Source organism: Streptomyces sp. NPDC097640, assembly GCF_040302705.1.
Lineage (GTDB): Bacteria > Actinomycetota > Actinomycetes > Streptomycetales > Streptomycetaceae > Streptomyces.
Map to the genome: position 1 here is coordinate 300,796 of NZ_JBEOSB010000004.1, position 17,764 is coordinate 318,559.

General features: G+C 72.7%; 16 protein-coding genes. 14 read left to right on the forward strand and 2 right to left on the reverse strand.

The window, feature by feature from the left end; translation table 11 throughout:
• The 9 genes from ABTY62_RS07805 (at position 1) to era (ending at position 8,254) form a co-directional block, all read left to right on the forward strand.
• Positions 1 to 360, forward strand: a complete 360-nt coding sequence (locus ABTY62_RS07805; protein WP_352128504.1) for a histidine triad nucleotide-binding protein — start codon at positions 1 to 3, stop codon at positions 358 to 360.
• A gap of 5 nt (positions 361 to 365) precedes the next feature.
• The gene (locus ABTY62_RS07810) at positions 366 to 1,286 is read left to right on the forward strand and encodes a ribonuclease Z (RefSeq protein ID WP_352128505.1); all 921 of its coding nucleotides are present in this window, start codon (positions 366 to 368) and stop codon (positions 1,284 to 1,286) included.
• Positions 1,287 to 1,505: 219 nt separating this feature from the next.
• The gene (locus ABTY62_RS07815) at positions 1,506 to 2,636 is read left to right on the forward strand and encodes a carbohydrate kinase family protein (RefSeq protein ID WP_502997417.1); all 1,131 of its coding nucleotides are present in this window, start codon (positions 1,506 to 1,508) and stop codon (positions 2,634 to 2,636) included.
• Between the two features lie 203 nt (positions 2,637 to 2,839).
• Complete coding sequence (locus tag ABTY62_RS07820) at positions 2,840 to 3,841, forward strand: PhoH family protein (protein ID WP_311722499.1); 1,002 nt, start codon at positions 2,840 to 2,842, stop codon at positions 3,839 to 3,841.
• 12 nt (positions 3,842 to 3,853) lie between these two features.
• On the forward strand, positions 3,854 to 4,351 hold the full coding sequence (gene ybeY / locus ABTY62_RS07825) for an rRNA maturation RNase YbeY (RefSeq protein WP_311722500.1): 498 nt from the start codon (positions 3,854 to 3,856) through the stop codon (positions 4,349 to 4,351).
• On the forward strand, positions 4,348 to 5,661 hold the full coding sequence (locus tag ABTY62_RS07830) for a hemolysin family protein (protein ID WP_352128506.1): 1,314 nt from the start codon (positions 4,348 to 4,350) through the stop codon (positions 5,659 to 5,661). The genes ybeY and ABTY62_RS07830 overlap by 4 nt, the downstream gene beginning before the upstream one ends.
• A 30-nt stretch (positions 5,662 to 5,691) precedes the next feature.
• Positions 5,692 to 6,054, forward strand: a complete 363-nt coding sequence (locus ABTY62_RS07835) for a cytidine deaminase-like protein (RefSeq protein WP_352128507.1) — start codon at positions 5,692 to 5,694, stop codon at positions 6,052 to 6,054.
• Positions 6,055 to 6,222: 168 nt separating this feature from the next.
• On the forward strand, positions 6,223 to 7,218 hold the full coding sequence (locus ABTY62_RS07840) for an aldo/keto reductase (protein WP_352128508.1): 996 nt from the start codon (positions 6,223 to 6,225) through the stop codon (positions 7,216 to 7,218).
• A gap of 70 nt (positions 7,219 to 7,288) precedes the next feature.
• Positions 7,289 to 8,254, forward strand: coding sequence for a GTPase Era (gene era / locus ABTY62_RS07845; protein ID WP_502997418.1), 966 nt, complete (start codon positions 7,289 to 7,291; stop codon positions 8,252 to 8,254).
• A 163-nt stretch (positions 8,255 to 8,417) separates the two neighbouring features.
• On the opposite strand, the gene ABTY62_RS07850 is transcribed toward era, so the two are convergent.
• Complete coding sequence (locus ABTY62_RS07850) at positions 8,418 to 8,684, reverse strand: protealysin inhibitor emfourin (RefSeq protein ID WP_311722505.1); 267 nt, start codon at positions 8,682 to 8,684, stop codon at positions 8,418 to 8,420.
• Positions 8,685 to 8,941: 257 nt separating this feature from the next.
• Positions 8,942 to 10,024: a M4 family metallopeptidase gene (locus tag ABTY62_RS07855; RefSeq protein ID WP_352128510.1), complete on the reverse strand. Its 1,083-nt coding sequence runs from the start codon at positions 10,022 to 10,024 to the stop codon at positions 8,942 to 8,944.
• 307 nt (positions 10,025 to 10,331) lie between these two features.
• On the opposite strand from ABTY62_RS07855, the gene leuA reads away from it, so the two are divergent.
• The 5 genes from leuA to ABTY62_RS07880 all read left to right on the forward strand — a co-directional run bounded on the left by leuA (position 10,332) and on the right by ABTY62_RS07880 (position 17,740).
• On the forward strand, positions 10,332 to 12,116 hold the full coding sequence (gene leuA / locus ABTY62_RS07860; RefSeq protein ID WP_352128511.1) for a 2-isopropylmalate synthase: 1,785 nt from the start codon (positions 10,332 to 10,334) through the stop codon (positions 12,114 to 12,116).
• Between the two features lie 258 nt (positions 12,117 to 12,374).
• The gene (locus ABTY62_RS07865) at positions 12,375 to 13,151 is read left to right on the forward strand and encodes a TerB family tellurite resistance protein (protein WP_352128512.1); all 777 of its coding nucleotides are present in this window, start codon (positions 12,375 to 12,377) and stop codon (positions 13,149 to 13,151) included.
• Between the two features lie 205 nt (positions 13,152 to 13,356).
• Positions 13,357 to 15,474 carry an MMPL family transporter gene (locus tag ABTY62_RS07870; protein ID WP_352128513.1) on the forward strand — a complete coding sequence of 706 codons (2,118 nt, stop codon included), beginning with the start codon at positions 13,357 to 13,359 and terminating at the stop codon, positions 15,472 to 15,474.
• Complete coding sequence (locus tag ABTY62_RS07875) at positions 15,471 to 17,030, forward strand: sensor histidine kinase (protein WP_502997419.1); 1,560 nt, start codon at positions 15,471 to 15,473, stop codon at positions 17,028 to 17,030. Before ABTY62_RS07870 ends, ABTY62_RS07875 begins: the two co-directional genes overlap by 4 nt.
• Positions 17,027 to 17,740 carry a response regulator transcription factor gene (locus ABTY62_RS07880; RefSeq protein WP_352128514.1) on the forward strand — a complete coding sequence of 238 codons (714 nt, stop codon included), beginning with the start codon at positions 17,027 to 17,029 and terminating at the stop codon, positions 17,738 to 17,740. The genes ABTY62_RS07875 and ABTY62_RS07880 overlap by 4 nt, the downstream gene beginning before the upstream one ends.
• Positions 17,741 to 17,764: the final 24 nt, after the last annotated feature.

Here is a 17,764-nt window from a genome sequence, read left to right on the forward strand (position 1 = left end):
GTGGCGGGAGAACCGCAGGCCGACTGCCTGTTCTGCAAAATCGTCTCTAAAGAGGTGCCGGCGACCGTCGTCCGCGAGACCGACACGACCCTCGCCTTCCGGGACATCAACCCCCAGGCGCCGACCCACGTCCTGGTGATCCCCAAGGTCCACTACCCGGACGCCGCCTCCCTCGCGGTCGCCGAGCCGCAGATCGCCGCCGACATACTGCGCGAGGCGGGCGCGGTGGCCGCCGACGAGGAGATCGACGGCACGGGCTTCCGCGTCATCTTCAACACCGGTTCGGGCGCGGGCCAGACCGTCTTCCACGCGCACGCCCACATCCTGGGCGGCCGCGGCTTCAACTGGCCCCCCGGGTAGACCCGTTGTCCGTACGTGAACTGGTCGTCCTGGGCACCGCGAGCCAGGTGCCGACCCGACACCGCAACCACAACGGCTATCTGCTGCGCTGGGACGGCGAGGGCCTGCTCTTCGACCCGGGCGAGGGCACCCAGCGCCAGATGCTGCGGGCGGGGGTCGCGGCCCACGACATCGACCGGATCTGTGTCACGCACTTCCACGGGGACCACTCGCTGGGCCTGGCCGGGGTGATCCAGCGGATCAACCTGGACCGGGTGTCGCACCCGGTGACCGCGCACTACCCGGCGAGCGGACAGCGCTTCTTCGAGCGGCTGCGCTACGCGACCGCGTACCGCGAGACCGTATCGCTGGCCGAGGCGCCGATCAGCGGTGAGGGCGGGGTCCTGGCGCGGACCGCCGGGTACACGCTGGAGGCGCGCAGGCTCTCCCACCCGGTCGAGTCCTACGGCTACCGCCTGACCGAGCCCGACGGCCGCCGCATGCTGCCCGAGCGGCTCGCGGCGCACGGCATCCGCGGTCCGGAGGTCGGCCGGCTCCAGCAGGAGGGGGCGCTGGAGCGGGAGGGGCACACGGTCACGCTGGAGGAGGTCAGCGAGGTGCGGCGCGGGCAGCGCTTCGCCTTCGTCATGGACACCCGGCTGTGCGAGGGCGCCCACGCCCTGGCGCAGGGCTGTGACCTGCTGGTCATCGAGTCCACCTTCCTGGACGAGGACGAGCCGCTGGCGGTCGAGTACGGGCATCTCACGGCCGGGCAGGCGGCGCGGCTGGCCGCGGAGGCGGGGGTGCGGCACCTGGTGCTGACCCACTTCTCGCAGCGGTACGGCGACCCCACCGACTTCGAGCGCCAGGCGCGGGCGGCGGGCTTCGCGGGGGAGCTCACGGTGGCGCAGGACCTGATGAGCGTGGCGGTGCCCAAGCGGCGCTGAGCGCTCACGGGCCGGCCGCTCAGGGGGCCGGCCGTTCAGCGGTACGGCCCCGCTGTCGGTGCCATCGTGCACACTGGCCGCAGTCGCATCCAGCGGCCGCATTCATCCGCATTCGCCACACCATGCGGTGGCATCCGCTGAACGAGACCCACGAGATCCACTGAACGAGATCGACCGAACGGGACCGGCGACGAGGCCGGTCCGATCTGGGAGCGCACGGTGACCACAGACCACGGCCAACCGCTCGCGGCGGAGTACCAGTACCCGGCCGAGTACCCGCTGCTCGACCCGCTCGAGGCCGTCCGCAGACCCGGCGACCCCAGCTGTGACGTCTATCTCACCGGCTCGGTCTTCCTGGACATCATCTTCACCGGCCTGGACTCCGCCCCCGTGCGCGGCACCGAGTCCTGGGCGCGCGGCATGGGCTCCAGCCCCGGCGGGGTGGCCAACATGGCCACCGCGCTGGCCCGCCTGGGCCTGCGCACCTCGCTCGCCGCCGCCTTCGGCGACGACATGTACGGGGACTACTGCCGCGACGCCCTGGACCGCGGCGAGGGCATCGACCTGTCGCTGTCCCGTACGGTGCGCGGCTGGCACTCCCCGGTGACCGTGTCCATGGCCTACGAGGGCGAGCGCACCATGGTCTCCCACGGCCATGAGGCGCCGCCGCCCGAGGAGCCCGCCCCCACCTGCCCGCCCCCGGCCCGCGCGGCCATCGCCTCCCTGGTCCCGGGGAGCCGCGAGGAGTGGGTCACCCAGGCGGTCGGCCACGGCAGCATGGTCTTCGCGGACGTCGGCTGGGACGACACCGGCCGCTGGGATCCGGCCGACCTCGCCGATCTCGAGCACTGCGAGGCGTTCCTGCCGAACGCGGCCGAGGCGATGCGGTACACCCGCACCGAGTGCCCGCGCGCCGCCGCCCGCGCGCTCGCCGACAAGGTGCCGCTGGCGGTGGTCACCCTGGGCGCCGAGGGGGCGTACGCGGTGGACGGGCGGACCGGCGAGACCGCCGAGGTGCCCGCGATCGCCGTGGAGGCCCTGGACCCGACCGGGGCGGGCGATGTGTTCGTCGCGGGCTTCGTCACCGGCACCCTCGCCCAGTGGCCGCTCGCCGACCGGCTGGCCTTCGCGGGGCTGAGCGCCGCGCTGTCCGTGCAGGAGTTCGGCGGCTCGCTGTCGGCGCCCGGCTGGGTGGAGATCGCCGCCTGGTGGCAGCACGCCAAGTCGTACGACGACCAGGACCGCTCCGCGCTGCGCCGCTACGCCTTCCTGGACCGGATCCTCCCGGCGGCCGCCCGCCCCTGGCCGCTGCGCCGGGCGGTGCCCACGATCGGCTTCCGTCAGGCGTGAACCACATCCGGCCCCTCCGCCACCCCGGCCACCCCCGCCGCCCCCGCCGCCCCCGACACCCACGCCACCTCCGCCACCTCCGCCAAAGCAGCCCGGTAAAAGGGCTCGGGTCTTGTCGGTGCTCCGTCGTACCCTTGTACTCGAGGTTGTCGAGCAACGAGAACCCCGCAAGAGGAGGTAGGAGCAGGCCTCAGAGCCGGCCCATGACGCAACCAACCACAGCACGCCAGGCGCATGCGCAGTTCAAGGTCCCGACCAAGCACCCGATGGTCATGGTGCTGGGATCGGGCGACTCGCTGCTGCGCGTCATCGAGAAGGCCTTCCCGGAGACCGACATCCATGTGCGGGGCAATGAGGTCAGCGCGACCGGGGACCCCGCGGAAGTCGCCCTCATCCAGCGTCTGTTCGACGAGATGATGCTGGTGCTCCGCACCGGTCAACCGATGACAGAGGACGCGGTGGAGCGCTCGATCGCCATGCTGCGCTCCGCGGAGAACGGCGAGACCGGCGTGGAGTCCCCCGCCGAGGTGCTCACGCAGAACATCCTCTCCAACCGCGGCCGCACCATCCGCCCCAAGACGCTCAACCAGAAGCGCTACGTCGACGCCATCGACAAGCACACCGTCGTGTTCGGCATCGGCCCGGCAGGTACCGGCAAGACCTATCTGGCCATGGCCAAGGCGGTCCAGGCCCTGCAGTCCAAGCAGGTCACCCGGATCATCCTGACCCGGCCAGCGGTCGAGGCGGGCGAGCGGCTCGGCTTCCTGCCGGGCACGCTCTACGAGAAGATCGACCCGTATCTGCGCCCGCTGTACGACGCGCTGCACGACATGCTCGACCCCGACTCCATCCCGCGCCTGATGGCCGCGGGCACGATCGAGGTCGCGCCGCTGGCGTATATGCGCGGCCGCACGCTCAATGACGCGTTCATCATTCTGGACGAGGCGCAGAACACGAACCCCGAGCAGATGAAGATGTTCCTCACCCGGCTCGGCTTCGACTCCAAGATCGTGATCACGGGTGATGTCACCCAGGTCGACCTCCCCAACGGGACCAAGAGCGGTCTGCGCCAGGTGCAGGAGATCCTGGAGGGCGTCGAGGACGTCCACTTCTCCCGGCTCACCAGCACCGATGTGGTCCGCCACAGGCTGGTCGGCCGTATTGTCGACGCGTACGAGTTGTACGACAGCCGGAACGGAAAGTAAAACAACACTCTTATGGCGATCGACGTCAACAACGAATCCGGCACGGAGATCGACGAGCGCGCGGTGCTGGATGTCGCCCGTTATGCCCTGGCCCGGATGCGTATCCACCCGCTCTCCGAGCTCTCGGTGATCGTCGTCGACGCCGACGCCATGGAGCAGCTCCACATCCAGTGGATGGACCTGCCGGGGCCCACCGATGTCATGTCCTTCCCCATGGACGAGCTGCGCCCGCCCGCGAAGGACGACGAGGAGCCCCCGCAGGGCCTCCTCGGGGACATCGTGCTCTGCCCCGAGGTCGCCAAGAAGCAGGGGGAGGAGGCGCCGACCGGACACTCGATGGACGAGGAGCTCCAGCTCCTCACCGTCCACGGCGTCCTCCACCTCCTCGGCTACGACCACGAGGAGCCGGACGAGCGTGCTGAGATGTTCGGCCTCCAGGCCGCCATCGTCGACGGCTGGCGCGCCGAGCGCGGCATGACCGGCCCCTCCCCGGCCCCCACGACCCGATGACCGGCCGACTGATCACAGCCGCCGTCCTGCTGGTGGTGGTCGCCTGGCTGGCGGCCTGCGCCGAGGCCGGCCTGGCCCGCACCACCCGCTTCCGCGCCGAGGAGGCCGTGCGGGCCGGGCGGCGCGGCAGCGCCAGGCTGATGCAGGTCGCCGAGGACCCCACCCGCTATCTGAACGTCGCGCTGCTGGTGCGGGTCGCCTGCGAGATGGCGGCCGGCGCGTTCGTCACCTACGCCTGTCTGCGCGAGTTCGACGAGACCTGGAAGGCGCTGACCATCGCGATCGGCGTGATGGTCCTCGTCTCGTATGTGGCCGTCGGCGTCTCGCCGCGCACCATCGGCGCCCAGCACCCGCTGAACACCGCGACCGCCGCCGCCTATGTGCTGCTGCCCCTGGCCCGGGTCATGGGCCCCATCCCGCCCCTGCTGATCCTCATCGGTAACGCCCTCACCCCCGGCAAGGGCTTCCGCAAGGGCCCGTTCGCCTCCGAGGCGGAGCTGCGCGCCCTGGTGGACCTCGCGGAGAAGGAGTCGCTGATCGAGGACGAGGAGCGGCGCATGGTGCACTCCGTCTTCGAACTCGGCGACACCCTGGTGCGCGAGGTGATGGTGCCGCGCACCGACCTGGTGGTCATCGAGCGGTTCAAGACCATCCGCCAGGCCCTGACCCTCGCGCTGCGCTCCGGCTTCTCCCGGATCCCGGTCACCGGGGAGAACGAGGACGACATCGTCGGGATCGTCTACCTCAAGGACCTGGCCCGCAAGACGCACATCAACCGGGAGGCCGAGTCCGAGCTGGTCTCCACCGCCATGCGGCCCGCCGCCTTCGTGCCCGACACCAAGAACGCGGGCGACCTGCTGCGCGAGATGCAGCAGGAGCGCAACCACGTCGCGGTCGTGGTCGACGAGTACGGCGGCACGGCCGGGATCGTCACCATCGAGGACATCCTCGAGGAGATCGTCGGCGAGATCACCGACGAGTACGACCGTGAGCTCCCGCCGGTCCAGGACCTGGGCGACGGCATCCACCGCGTCACCGCCCGGTTCGGCCTGGACGACCTCGGCGAGCTGTACGGCACGGACCTGGACGACGAGGACGTGGAGACCGTCGGCGGGCTGCTGGCCAAGTCGCTGGGGCGGGTGCCGATCGCGGGCGCCACGGCGGAGGTCGCGGTGGAGGACGGCGGCCCGGACTCCGACCTCAAGTCGCTGCGGCTGACCGCGGAATCCACGGCCGGCCGACGCAACCGGATCGTCACGGTCCTGGTCGAACCGGTCCGCGCCACGACGGAGACCGAGCCGGAGGACTGAGGCCCCGGCCCTCGCCGGACCGTGCCGCCTATGCTCGTCCGCATGAGCGAAGCCGCACCCCTGGACCCCGAAGACCGCAAGATCGTCACCCTCGCCCGCTCCGCGCGGGCCCGTAACGGCGTCCCGGAGGGCGCCGCCGTACGCGACGAGACGGGCCGTACGTATGTCGCCGGCACGGTCGCCCTCCCCTCGCTCCCGCTGAGCGCGCTGCGGACCGCCGTCGCCATGGCGTTCGCCAGCGGGGCGAAGTCCCTGGAGGCCGCGGCCGTGGTGTCCGACGCGGAGGCCCTCCCGGACGAGGACCTCGCGGCCGTACGCGACCTGGGCGGGGAGGGCACCCCGGTGCTGCTGGCGGGCCCCGACGGCGGGCTGCGCACCACGGTCCAGGTCTGAGCGGCCCCTGCATAGCGGCCCCTACATAGAGGTCAGGCCCTCATAGCCGTCGGCTATGACGACAGATCTTGGACGCGCACCGGGTCCGGGCGGAAGGCTGAGAACAGGCCGGGGGAACGCCCCCGGCCACCACCTCCGGCCCCGTCCCAGCTCCGAGGAGCCAAGCTCATGACCGCCCTTCCCACCCGCACCCTCGGCGACCTGAAGACCACCGCCATCGGCTACGGCGCCATGGTGCTGTCCCCCGGCGTGTACGGGGAGATCGACGACGACCGCGCGCTGACCGCCCTGCGCTCCGCCCTCGACGAGGGCGCGACCCACATCGACACCTCCGACGGCTACGGCGCGGACGGCCACAACGAGAGCCTCGTCGGCCGGGCCGTCCGGGGCCGCCGCGACGAGGTCACCATCGCCACCAAGTTCGGCTTCCGCCGCCCGGAGGGCGTCGAGGGGCATGCCTTCCCCGTCAACTACACCTACGGCGAGCTGGCCGTGAACGCCGAGCCCCGCCACGTCCGCCGCTACGCCGAGACCTCCCTGCGCACCCTCGGCACCGACCGGATCGACCTCTACTACCCGCACTTCCCCGACCCCACCGTCCCGATCGAGGACACCGTCGGCGCGGTCGCCGAGCTGATCTCCGACGGCCTGGTCCGCCACCTGGGGCTGTCCAACGTCACCGCCGAGCAGCTCGCCCGCGCCCACGCCGTCCACCCGGTCGCCGCCGTGCAGGCCCAGTGGTCGATGTGGACCCCCGTAGACGCCGAACTGCTGGCCACCGCCCGCGAGCTGGGCGTGGGCATCGTGGCCTGGTCCCCGCTCGGCAGCGGCTTCCTCACCGGCACGGTCCAGTACATCCCCGCCGACGACTTCCGCCGCTTCATCCCGCGCTACCACGAGGGCAACCTCCAGGCGAACAACGACCGCTACGCGCCGCTGCGCGCCATCGCGGCCGACCTCGGCCTGACCCCGGGGCAGCTGGCGCTGGCCTGGCTGCTGCACCAGTACGAGCACGTCGTGCCGATCCCGGGCAGCCGCACCCCGGCCCACATCGCGGAGAACCTCGCCGCCGCCCGCGCCGAGCTCACCCCCGCCACCCTCGCCCGGATCGCCGAGGCCCTGGCCGCCTTCGCCCCCGAGGGCACCGGCACCCTGCTCGGCTGAACCGTCTGGTCCGCTGAGCCGTCTGCTCGGCTGAGCCGTCTGGTCCGCGGGGGCCGGGGCATCGGGGACAATGGGCGCCATGAGTGCCGCTACGTCCCCCTCCCAGCCCGAGCCGCAGGGCACCCCGCACCGCGCGGGCTTCGCCTGCTTCGTCGGCCGCCCCAACGCGGGCAAGTCGACCCTGACCAACGCACTGGTGGGGACGAAGGTCGCGATCACCTCCAACCGCCCGCAGACCACCCGCCACACCGTCCGCGGCATCGTGCACCGCCCCGACGCCCAGCTGGTGCTCGTCGACACCCCGGGCCTGCACAAGCCGCGCACCCTGCTCGGCGAGCGCCTGAACGACGTCGTCCGGACCACCTGGGCCGAGGTCGACGTCATCGGCTTCTGTCTGCCCGCCGACCAGAAGCTCGGCCCCGGTGACCGCTTCATCGCGGGCGAACTGGCCGGGATCAAGAAGACCCCCAAGGTCGCCATCGTCACCAAGACCGACCTGGTCGACTCCCAGCGCCTCGCCGAGCAGCTGATCGCCATCGACCGGCTCGGCAAGGAGCTGGGCTTCGAGTGGGCCGAGATCGTCCCGGTCTCCGCCACGGGCGGCAACCAGGTCGGCCTGCTGGCGGATCTGCTCGTGCCGCTGCTCCCCGAGAGCCCGGCCCTCTACCCCGAGGGCGACCTCACGGACGAGCCCGAGCAGGTGATGGTCGCCGAGCTGATCCGCGAGGCGGCGCTGGAGGGCGTACGGGACGAGCTGCCGCACTCCATCGCCGTGGTGGTCGAGGAGATGCTGCCCCGCGAGGACCGCCCCGCGGACCGGCCCCTCCTCGACATCCACGCCAACCTTTACATCGAGCGCCCCAGCCAGAAGGGCATCATCATCGGCCCCAAGGGCAAGCGCCTGAAGGAGGTCGGGACGAAGTCCCGCAAGCACATCGAGGCGCTCCTGGGCACGCCGGTCTTCCTGGACCTGCATGTGAAGGTGGCCAAGGACTGGCAGCGGGACCCGAAGCAGCTGCGCAAGCTGGGCTTCTGACCGCACTGGTCACCGCCGGTCGGAGGCCGGCGCAGTCGTCCGAAGCCCGGGAGGCCCCCTGGGGCCGAGCGGTGCGAGGGCGGCAGGACAGGAGAGGCCCCGAAGCAGCTGCGCAAGCTGGGCTTCTGAGCCGCGCAAGCTGGGGTTCTGACTGGGGGACGCGCTACGCGCCCTCCTTGAGCACCGTGCGCACCAGCTCGCGCTGGGCGTCGCTCAGGTGCGGGTCGGCGCAGTGGACGGTCCGGCCGTCCACCGCGATCTCGTAGTGGAAGCCGTCCGGGACGCCGCGCGGGGCCGCGAGGTGCCCGCTCTCGACGGCCTGGTGGGCCAGGGCCTCCAGGTGCTTGGCGTCGGGCCGGCCGGCGGTGTCCAGCTCGGCCCGGCGCTCGATCCCGGCGAACCCGCCGGTGCGGATGACGGAAATGCGCATGGATCCATCAGTACCCGGTGCGGCCCCACGCCGCCCGCAGGCGCGAAGATCCACCAAAGATCCGTCCGTACGGCCTCCGGCGGATCTTGACGCCTGGGGCGGGTTCGTCCCCTACCCCGCCCCTGCCGATATGGGGCTTCGCCCCTGGACCCCCCCGGGTCTGGGGCGGAGCCCCCCACGCGGCGGAGCCGCACATCGACACCGTGGGAAGGGGCGGGGTGGGGAACAGGCGCCGCCGCGTGGCCGCCGGACACCCTTCAGCGCACGCCCACGCGGGCCCGCAGGTCGGTGATGCCCACCTTGGCCCAGGCGTCCAGCACCGCCCGCTGCTCCTCGCCGTCGCCGTACCGGGACTGCGCGGTCGCCACGGTCAGCTGGGCGAAGGCGGCGAAGTCCGCGTCGGCGGCGAGCTCGCCGCCGATCAGGGTGTCGTACCAGATCTGCCCGGCCCGCTCCCAGGCGTGGCCGCCGAGGGCCTGGGCGGCGAGGTAGAAGGCGTGGTTGGGGATGCCGGAGTTGATGTGCACCCCGCCGTTGTCGCGCGAGGTGCGGACGTAGTGCTCCATCGTCGCCGGCTGCGGGTCCTTGCCGAGGACATCGTCGTCGTACGCCGTGCCGGGGGCCTTCATGGAGCGCAGCGCGACGCCGGTGACGCGGTCCGCCAGCAGTCCGGCGCCGATCAGCCAGTCGGCCTGCTCGGCGGTCTGGCTGAGCGCGAACTGCTTGGTGAGCGAGCCGAAGACATCCGACATGGACTCGTTCAGCGCGCCGGACTGGCCGAAGTACTCCAGGTTGGCCGTGTACTGGGTGACGCCGTGGGTGAGCTCGTGGGCCGTCACGTCGATGGGGATGGTGAAGTCCTTGAAGATCTCGCCGTCGCCGTCGCCGAACACCATCTGCTCGCCGTTCCAGAAGGCGTTGCCGTAGTCCTCGCCGTAGTGGACGGTGGCCTTCAGCGGCAGCCCTGAGTCATCGATGGAACGCCTGTTGTACGCCTTCAGGTACATCTCGAAGGTCGCGCCGAGACCGTCGTACGCGCGGGTCACGGTGTCGTCGCTGGTGGCCGGGGCGCCCTCGGCGCGCACCTTCTTCCCCGGCAGGGTCTCCTGGTGCCCGGCGTCGAAGATGGTGCGCTTGGGCTTGTCGGAGGGGGCCCCGGTGGGGGCCGCGGCGCCGCGGACGGTGGTGATGCGGCGGCGGGTGCGCTCCAGGGCGTCGCGCTCCAGGGTGCGGCGGGCGGGCTCGGCCAGCGCGGGGTCCTCGGCGCGGGCCAGTTTGTCGAGGACATGCGGCGGCACGATGGTGCAGAAAACAGGGCGGTTGTTCGCGTTGACGTCCATACGACGCAATGTGGCACTCTGTACATCGGTTGTCACGCCTTGACGTCGCGATTCCCGAAAACGAGTGGTTGACGGCCATTCGCGCAGGATGGGAGCGGCGGATACGTCATCCCGGATAGTGATACGGGTCGGCCGGTCCCTCGGCTCTCGGTTACGCTTCTACGCATCATGCGTTTCGGGCTGCTTCTTCTTAGCTGCCGCGGCGAGGGCCTGTAGTCGTAGGCCGACCCCCTCCCCGCGGAGTTCGGCGTTGCAGTGCATACGCCTCGTCGGCCGCCCAGCGGACATACGAGGAGCCCTACGCATCATGAGCACGTCTGATCATTCCGCGAGCGCCCAGAGCCCTGTGGGCCGCCGTACGCCGATCACCGCCGCGAGCGTCACCCAGCGTCCGTCCGGGATGCCGATCCACAAGTACGGCCAGTACGAGGCCGTGGACATCCCCGACCGCACCTGGCCGGACAACCGCATCACCGCCGCCCCTCGCTGGCTGTCCACCGATCTGCGCGACGGCAACCAGGCGCTGATCGACCCGATGTCGCCGGCCCGCAAGCGCGAGATGTTCGACCTGCTGGTACGCATGGGCTACAAGGAGATCGAGGTCGGCTTCCCCTCCTCCGGGCAGACCGACTTCGACTTCGTACGGTCGATCATCGAAGAGGGCGCGATCCCCGAGGACGTGACGATCTCCGTCCTGACCCAGGCGCGCGAGGAGCTGATCGAGCGCACCGTGGAGTCCCTGCGCGGCGCCCACAAGGCGACCGTCCACATGTACAACGCCACGGCGCCGGTCTTCCGCCGGGTCGTCTTCCGGGGCTCCCGTGAGCAGGTCAAGCAGATCGCGGTGGACGGCACCCGGCTGGTGATGGAGTACGCCGACAAGATCCTGGGCGACGAGACCGTCTTCGGCTACCAGTACAGCCCGGAGATCTTCACCGACACCGAGCTGGACTTCGCGCTGGAGGTCTGCGAGGGCGTCATGGACGTCTGGCAGCCCGAGGCCGGCCGGGAGATCATCCTCAATCTGCCCGCCACCGTCGAGCGGTCCACCCCCTCCACGCACGCGGACCGCTTCGAGTGGATGTCGCGCCATCTGTCCCGGCGCGAGCACATCTGCCTGTCCGTCCACCCGCACAACGACCGCGGCACCGCCGTCGCCGCCGCCGAGCTGGCGATCATGGCGGGCGCGGACCGCATCGAGGGCTGCCTGTTCGGGCAGGGCGAGCGCACCGGCAACGTGGACCTGGTGACGCTGGGCATGAACCTCTTCTCCCAGGGCGTCGACCCGCAGATCGACTTCTCGCAGATCGACGAGGTCCGTCGGACCGCCGAGTACTGCAACCAGATGGAGGTCCACCCGCGCCACCCTTACGCGGGCGATCTGGTCTACACCGCCTTCTCCGGCTCCCACCAGGACGCCATCAAGAAGGGGTTCGAGGCGATGGAGGCGACCGCGGCCGAGCAGGGCAGGACGGTCGACGAGATCGAGTGGGCGGTCCCGTATCTGCCGATCGACCCCAAGGACGTCGGCCGCTCGTACGAGGCGGTCATCCGCGTCAACTCGCAGTCCGGCAAGGGCGGCATCGCCTATGTCCTGAAGAACGACCACAAGCTGGACCTGCCGCGCCGGATGCAGATCGAGTTCTCGAAGATTATTCAGGCCAAGACCGACGCCGAGGGCGGCGAGGTCACCCCGGCCCAGATCTGGTCGGTCTTCCAGGACGAGTATCTGCCCACCGACGACAACCGGTGGGGCCGGATCGCGCTGCGCACCGCGCAGACCTCGACCACGAGCGAGGGCACCGACGCGCTCACCGTCGAGGCCGTCGTGGACGGCGCCGAGACCGTGCTGACCGGCTCCGGCAACGGCCCGCTGGCCGCGTTCTTCGACGCGCTGGCCTCCATTGACGTGGACGTACGGCTGCTGGACTACTCCGAGCACACGCTCAGCGAGGGCGCGGGCGCGCAGGCCGCCGCTTACATCGAGTGCGCGATCGACGGCAGGGTGCTGTGGGGCGTCGGCGTCGACGCCAACATCGTGCGGGCCTCCCTGAAGGCGGTCGTCTCCGCGGTCAACCGGGCCCGCCGCTGACCCCGGCGCGGGCAGCCGCGCCCCGGGCGCCGTCCGCCGGGCTCCGAAAGTCGGCGGCCCGGCCCCGGGAATCGGCCGCGTCAACCGCGTAAGACACCAGAAAACGGCTTCACCCACACGGGCCCCGCCCGCCGCGTACGGCGGGCGGGGCCTCGTCTTTGGCCTGTTGTCTCCGTTCGGGGTACTGACGCGGCATCATTGATGTGGCTAGCATCACGTCAGCGCGGCAATGTGGCCGAAGCGTTATGGAGGTGTGACGTGGTGCACGCGCAAGCCCGACGCGGACGGGATCTGTGTGTGATAGGCGTCCGCACCCTATGGCGGACGGTGGGCGACGGCGAGTTCTTCTGTCCCGACTGCGGAGGCGACCGTAACTACCGCCGCCGCACCGGCCGCCGCCGTATCGTCGTCCTCGGCCTCCCGGTCCTGCCGCGCGGCCCGGTCGCCCCGGTCGTCGAGTGCGCCGCCTGCGGCTGCCGCTTCGGCACCGAAGTGCTGGACCACCCCACCACCACCCGCTTCTCCGCGATGCTGCGCGACGCCGTGCACACCGTGGCCCTCGCGGTGCTCGCCGCGGGCGGCACCGACTCGCCCGCGGTGCGGCAGGCCGCGGTCGGCGCGGTGCGGGCGGCGGGGTTCACCGACTGCGGCGAGGAGCAGCTGCTGGAGCTCATCGAGGCGCTCGCCGCCGACACCGGGCGGCTGCCCGGCGCCGCCGCGTACGACGCCGAGGTCGCCGGAGCCGCGGGAGCCGCCGGAGCCGCCCTCCAGGGCGGGCGGGACACCGGGCGGGACGGCCTCGACCCGTGCGGCACCGCGCTGGCCATCGAGCTCCATGAGGCCCTGGAGCCGCTGGCCCCCCACCTGGCGCCGACGGGGCGGGAGTCGATCCTGCTCCAGGGCGCCCGGATCGCGGTGGCCGACGGCCCGTACCGGCCGGCGGAGCGCGCCGTGCTGGAGACCGTGGGCCGGGCGCTGATGATCTGCCCCGACGACACGGCCCGGCTGATGGCAGCGATGCGCGCGCCCTTCTGATCGGCGCCGGTCCGGTCCGCGCCGGTCCGGTCCGGTCTGGTCTGGTCCGCGCCGGTCCGGTCCGCTGTGATGCGCTCTGATCCGTGCCGGGCCGAGGCGTTACTACCCCGGGAGTAATCCGGCCCGTACCGCACCCGGCGCAGTAGCCGCCATCTCCCTCGCCGGCGCGACGATTCGCCCGCCCGGCGCCGGGAGCCTGGAGGGCATGCAGACCACACAGCCGACGCATACGACCGCGTCACGAAAACCGGAGGGACCGGACGAGCCCGCCCGCGCCGCGGGCGGCCGCCGCCTCCTGCCGTGGGCGGTCGTCGCCGTATGGGTCCTGGTGCTCCTGGCCGCCGTGCCCTTCGCGGGCAAGCTGGGCGACGTCAAGCGCGACACGGCCGTCGACTACCTGCCGGCGAGCGCCGACTCCACCCAGGTCGCGAAACTCCAGACGGCGCTGCCCGGCGGCGACACCACCGACCTCGTCCTCGTCTACCAGCGGGACGGCGGGCTGACCGCCGCCGACCGCGAGGCGGCCGACGCACAGGTCGCCCGGGTCGTCGCCCGCCATGAGACCGTCGCGGACCGGCCCCCGCGGGCCATCCCGTCCCGGGACCGCGCCACCGTGATGTACCCGATGGCGCTGACCGGGCTGACGGACGAGGCGGAGCGCGCCGACGCCGTCAAGGACGTACGCGCCGAACTCGCCCGCCACCCCGAGGGCCTGAGCGTCCGGGTCGGCGGCGAGGGCGCGCTGGGCGCCGACTCGCAGGAGGTCTTCGCGTCGACCGACGGCACGTTGATGTTCGCCACCGTCGGCGTCGTCGCCGTGCTGCTGATCCTCACCTACCGCAGCCCGCTGCTGTGGCTGGTGCCGCTGGGGGTCGTCGGCGCCGCCGCGATGGCCTCGATGGCCGTCGTCTACGGCCTCGTCCAGGGCTTCGACCTCGTCGTCACCAGCATGAGCTCGTCGATCATGACCGTGCTGGTGTTCGGCGCGGGCACCGACTACGCCCTGCTGCTGGTCTCCCGCTACCGCGAGGAGCTGCGCCGCCACCCGCTCCCGTACGACGCGATGCGCGCCGCCGTGCGCGGCTGCGGCCCCGCCGTCCTCGCCTCCTGCGGCACCGTCGCCGCCGGGTTGCTGTGCCTGCTCGCCGCCGACCTCAACAGCAGCAGCGGCCTCGGGCCCGTCGGCGCGGTCGGCGTGGTGTGCGCGCTCGCCGCCATGCTGACGCTGCTGCCCGCGGTGCTGGTGCTGCTCGGCCGCCGGGTGTTCTGGCCGCTGATCCCCGCGTACGGCAGCGAACCGCGCGCCCGGCGCGGCCTGTTCGCCGCGATGGGGAGTTCGGCGGGGCGCCGGCCCGGCACCGTCCTGCTCGCCGGAGGCGCGCTGCTCGGCGCCCTCGCGCTCGGCGTCCTCGCCCTGCCCGGCGACCTCAAGCAGGAGGACACCTTCACCGAGCGGCCCGAGTCCGTCGTCGCCATGCGGACCCTCGCCGACGCCTACCCCGGGAGCAGCAGCCAGCCGATCGCCGTCCTCGCGCGCACCGGGCGCGCCGGTGAAGTGCTCGACCGTGCGGGCGGTACGGAGGGCGTCGCGCGGGCCGAGCGCGGGCGCAGCGGCGGGGGATGGACCGAGATCGACGTCTACGCCAAGGCGCCCCCGCAGTCCGCGGGGGAGCGGCACACCATCCAGGCCCTGCGCGGCGATCTCCACCGGATCGCGGGCGCCGACGCCCATGTCGGCGGGGCCAGCGCCCAGGAACTCGACCTGGAGGACACCAACTCCCGCGACCGGGAGGTCGTCGTCCCGCTCGTCCTCCTCGCCGTGCTGCTGATCCTCGCCGCCCTGCTGCGCAGCCTGGTGGCGCCGCTCGTCCTGGTCGTCGCCGTGGTCGCCGTCTGGGGCGCGGCGATGGGCCTCGGCGGCCTCTTCTTCGAGCCGGTCTTCGGCTTCGCGGGCATCGACCCCGGGCTGCCGCTGCTGTCCTTCGTCTTCCTGGTCGCCCTCGGCGTCGACTACGGGATCTTTCTGATGCACCGCATGCGGGAGGAGTCGCTGCGCGGCGCGGACGTCTCCGAGGCCGCGCTCACCGCCCTGCGCACCACGGGCGGAGTGATCGCCTCGGCGGGGATGGTGCTGGCCGCGACCTTCGCGGTGCTGGGGTCGCTGCCGCTGGTGATGCTGGCCGAGATGGGGTTCGTGGTCGCGGTCGGCGTGCTGCTGGACACCTTCCTGGTCCGGACGTACCTGGTGACCTCGGCGAGCCTGCTGCTGGGGCGCCGGGTCTGGTGGCCGGGAGCGCTCTTCCGCGGCGCGGGCCGGAGATGAGCGGCGAGGTCACCCCGGCCCGAGCCGGTTCGCCCGGCTCGGGCCGGGACTTCCCCGGGGCGACCCGCCAGGATGGACCCGTGCCTCCACAGACACTCGACGAGCCCGCGCGGCGGACGGCCCCGGCCCCGGCCGCGCCGGGACCGGGGCGCCGACTGCCGGGGCGCGCGCTGCGCGCCCTCCACCGCCGCCGCGACGCGGCCGAGACCCCCGCCGAGGCCGCGTCCCGGCGACGGGTCGACGCCGCGGTCGCGGCGGCCGCGCTCGCCGTGCAGTGCGCATTGGCGCTGTTCGTGCACGGGTCGGGCGACCGCCGCATGGACGCGCTCGGGTGGGCGCTGCTGATCGGCAGCGCCCTGGCGCTGGTCGGGCGCCGGCACAGCCCGATGCTCGTCACCGTGGCGATCGTCCTCATGGTCGGCCCGTACCACGCCCTGAACTACGAGCATGTCGCCGTCGTCCCGGCCGGGCTCGCCGCCCTCTACACCCTCGCGGTCCTGGGCCCGCCGCTGCGCTCCCTGCTCACCGTCACCTTTGTCATCGGGATCATGGTGACGGTCATGTCGTGGGGCGGCCGGCCCCACGGCGCGGTGGACATGCTGCGCACCTCCGGCTGGGTGCTGTCGGTGGTGCTGATCGGCGAGGCGGTGCGGATCCACCGCCAGTACGTCGCGGCGATCGTCGAGCGCGCCGAACGCGCCGAGCGGACCCGTGAGGAGGAGGCCGCCCGGCGCGTCGCGGAGGAGCGGCTGCGGATCGCCCGCGACCTGCACGACCTGCTGGCGCACAGCATCACGCTGATCGGCGTCCAGACCTCGGTCGCCGCCCATGTCCTGATCGCCGACCCCGGCCGGCTGGACCGCGAGACGTTGGCCAAGGCGCTCGACTCCATCGCCGACACCTGCCGCGACGCCCGCACCGAACTGCGGGCCACCTTGCAGGTGCTGCGGGCGGGGGAGGGCGGCGAGGGCGGCGCGGCGGACGGGGTCGACGGGGCCGAGGGGCTCGGTACGGGGCCGCCGCCCGGGCTCGCCGGGCTGGCCGACCTGGCGGCGGCCGCGGAGGCGGCGGGCGTACGGGTGCGCATGACCGTCGACGTGGACGAGCCCGAGCTGTCGCCCGCCGTGGGCGCGGCCGTGTACCGCATCGTGCAGGAGGCCCTGACCAACGCGGTCCGCCACGCGCCCGGCACCCTGGTGCGGCTCACCCTGGGGCCGGACGGGGCGGGCGGCCTGCGCGTCGCGGCCGTGGACGACGGCCCGGCGGGCGTGGGTGCGTCGGGCGTGGGTGCGTCCGGCGCCGTCGCGTCCCCGTCCGGGCCCGAGGGTCCGGGCCGTCCGCAGGGCTACGGCCTCGTCGGGATGCGCGAGCGGGCCCGCAGCGTGGCGGGCACCCTGACCGCGGGACCGCGTCCGGACGGCCCCGGCTTCGCCGTGACGGCCGCGCTGCCGTACGGCCGGGGCGGGCTGGACGGCCGGGGCGGGCCGGAGCGCACCGCCCTGCCCGGGCAGCACCGCCCGCGGCCTCATTCACCGTTGACGGAGGGAACGACATGAGCGCGCCGCGCACGGCTTCGGACGCCCCCATCAGGGTGCTGCTCGCCGACGACCAGACCCTCGTCCGGGCCGCCTTCGCCATGCTGATCGAGTCGGCCCGCGACATGGAGGTCGTCGGGCAGGCGGGCACCGGCCGGGAGGCGGTCGAGCTCGCCCGTACCGCGCGCGCCGACCTGGTCGTCATGGACGTCCGGATGCCGGACCTCGACGGCATCGAGGCGACCCGCCGCATCGCCGCCGACGAGGATCTCGCCGGGGTGCGGATCCTCGTCCTGACCACGTACGACACCGATGAGTACGTCGTCGACGCGCTGCGCGCGGGCGCCTCCGGGTTCCTGGTGAAGGACACCCGGCCCGCCGAACTGCTGGACGCGATACGGACCGTGGCGGCCGGCGAGTCCCTGCTGTCGCCCGGCCCGACGGCCCGCCTCATCGCCCGGGTGCTGCGCCTCCCGGCCGCCCCGCCCCCGGACGCCCTCGCCCCCGCGGGCCTGGGCGCCCTCTCCGAGCGGGAGCGTCAGGTCCTCACGCTGGTGGCCCGTGGCCTGAACAACGCGGAGATCGCCGAGGCGCTCGGGCTGTCGCCGCTGACCGCCAAGACCCATGTCAGCCGCATCATGGGCAAGCTCGACGTCCGCGACCGGGCCCAACTGGTCATCGCGGCCTACGAGTGCGGCCTGGTCACCCCGTCCCGCTCCGAGGCGGGCTGATCCGCCGTCCGTCGTCCCCGTCGT

Coding starts and splice junctions, on each gene's coding strand:
- ABTY62_RS07820 (WP_311722499.1), top strand. CDS start 2,840: ATGACGCAACCAACCACAGCACGCCAGGCGCATGCGCAGTTCAAGGTC.
- ybeY (WP_311722500.1), top strand. CDS start 3,854: ATGGCGATCGACGTCAACAACGAATCCGGCACGGAGATCGACGAGCGC.
- ABTY62_RS07830 (WP_352128506.1), top strand. CDS start 4,348: ATGACCGGCCGACTGATCACAGCCGCCGTCCTGCTGGTGGTGGTCGCC.
- ABTY62_RS07835 (WP_352128507.1), top strand. CDS start 5,692: ATGCTCGTCCGCATGAGCGAAGCCGCACCCCTGGACCCCGAAGACCGC.
- ABTY62_RS07840 (WP_352128508.1), top strand. CDS start 6,223: ATGACCGCCCTTCCCACCCGCACCCTCGGCGACCTGAAGACCACCGCC.
- era (WP_502997418.1), top strand. CDS start 7,289: ATGGGCGCCATGAGTGCCGCTACGTCCCCCTCCCAGCCCGAGCCGCAG.
- ABTY62_RS07850 (WP_311722505.1), bottom strand. CDS start 8,684: ATGCGCATTTCCGTCATCCGCACCGGCGGGTTCGCCGGGATCGAGCGC.
- ABTY62_RS07855 (WP_352128510.1), bottom strand. CDS start 10,024: ATGGACGTCAACGCGAACAACCGCCCTGTTTTCTGCACCATCGTGCCG.
- leuA (WP_352128511.1), top strand. CDS start 10,332: ATGAGCACGTCTGATCATTCCGCGAGCGCCCAGAGCCCTGTGGGCCGC.
- ABTY62_RS07870 (WP_352128513.1), top strand. CDS start 13,357: ATGCAGACCACACAGCCGACGCATACGACCGCGTCACGAAAACCGGAG.
- ABTY62_RS07875 (WP_502997419.1), top strand. CDS start 15,471: ATGAGCGGCGAGGTCACCCCGGCCCGAGCCGGTTCGCCCGGCTCGGGC.
- ABTY62_RS07880 (WP_352128514.1), top strand. CDS start 17,027: ATGAGCGCGCCGCGCACGGCTTCGGACGCCCCCATCAGGGTGCTGCTC.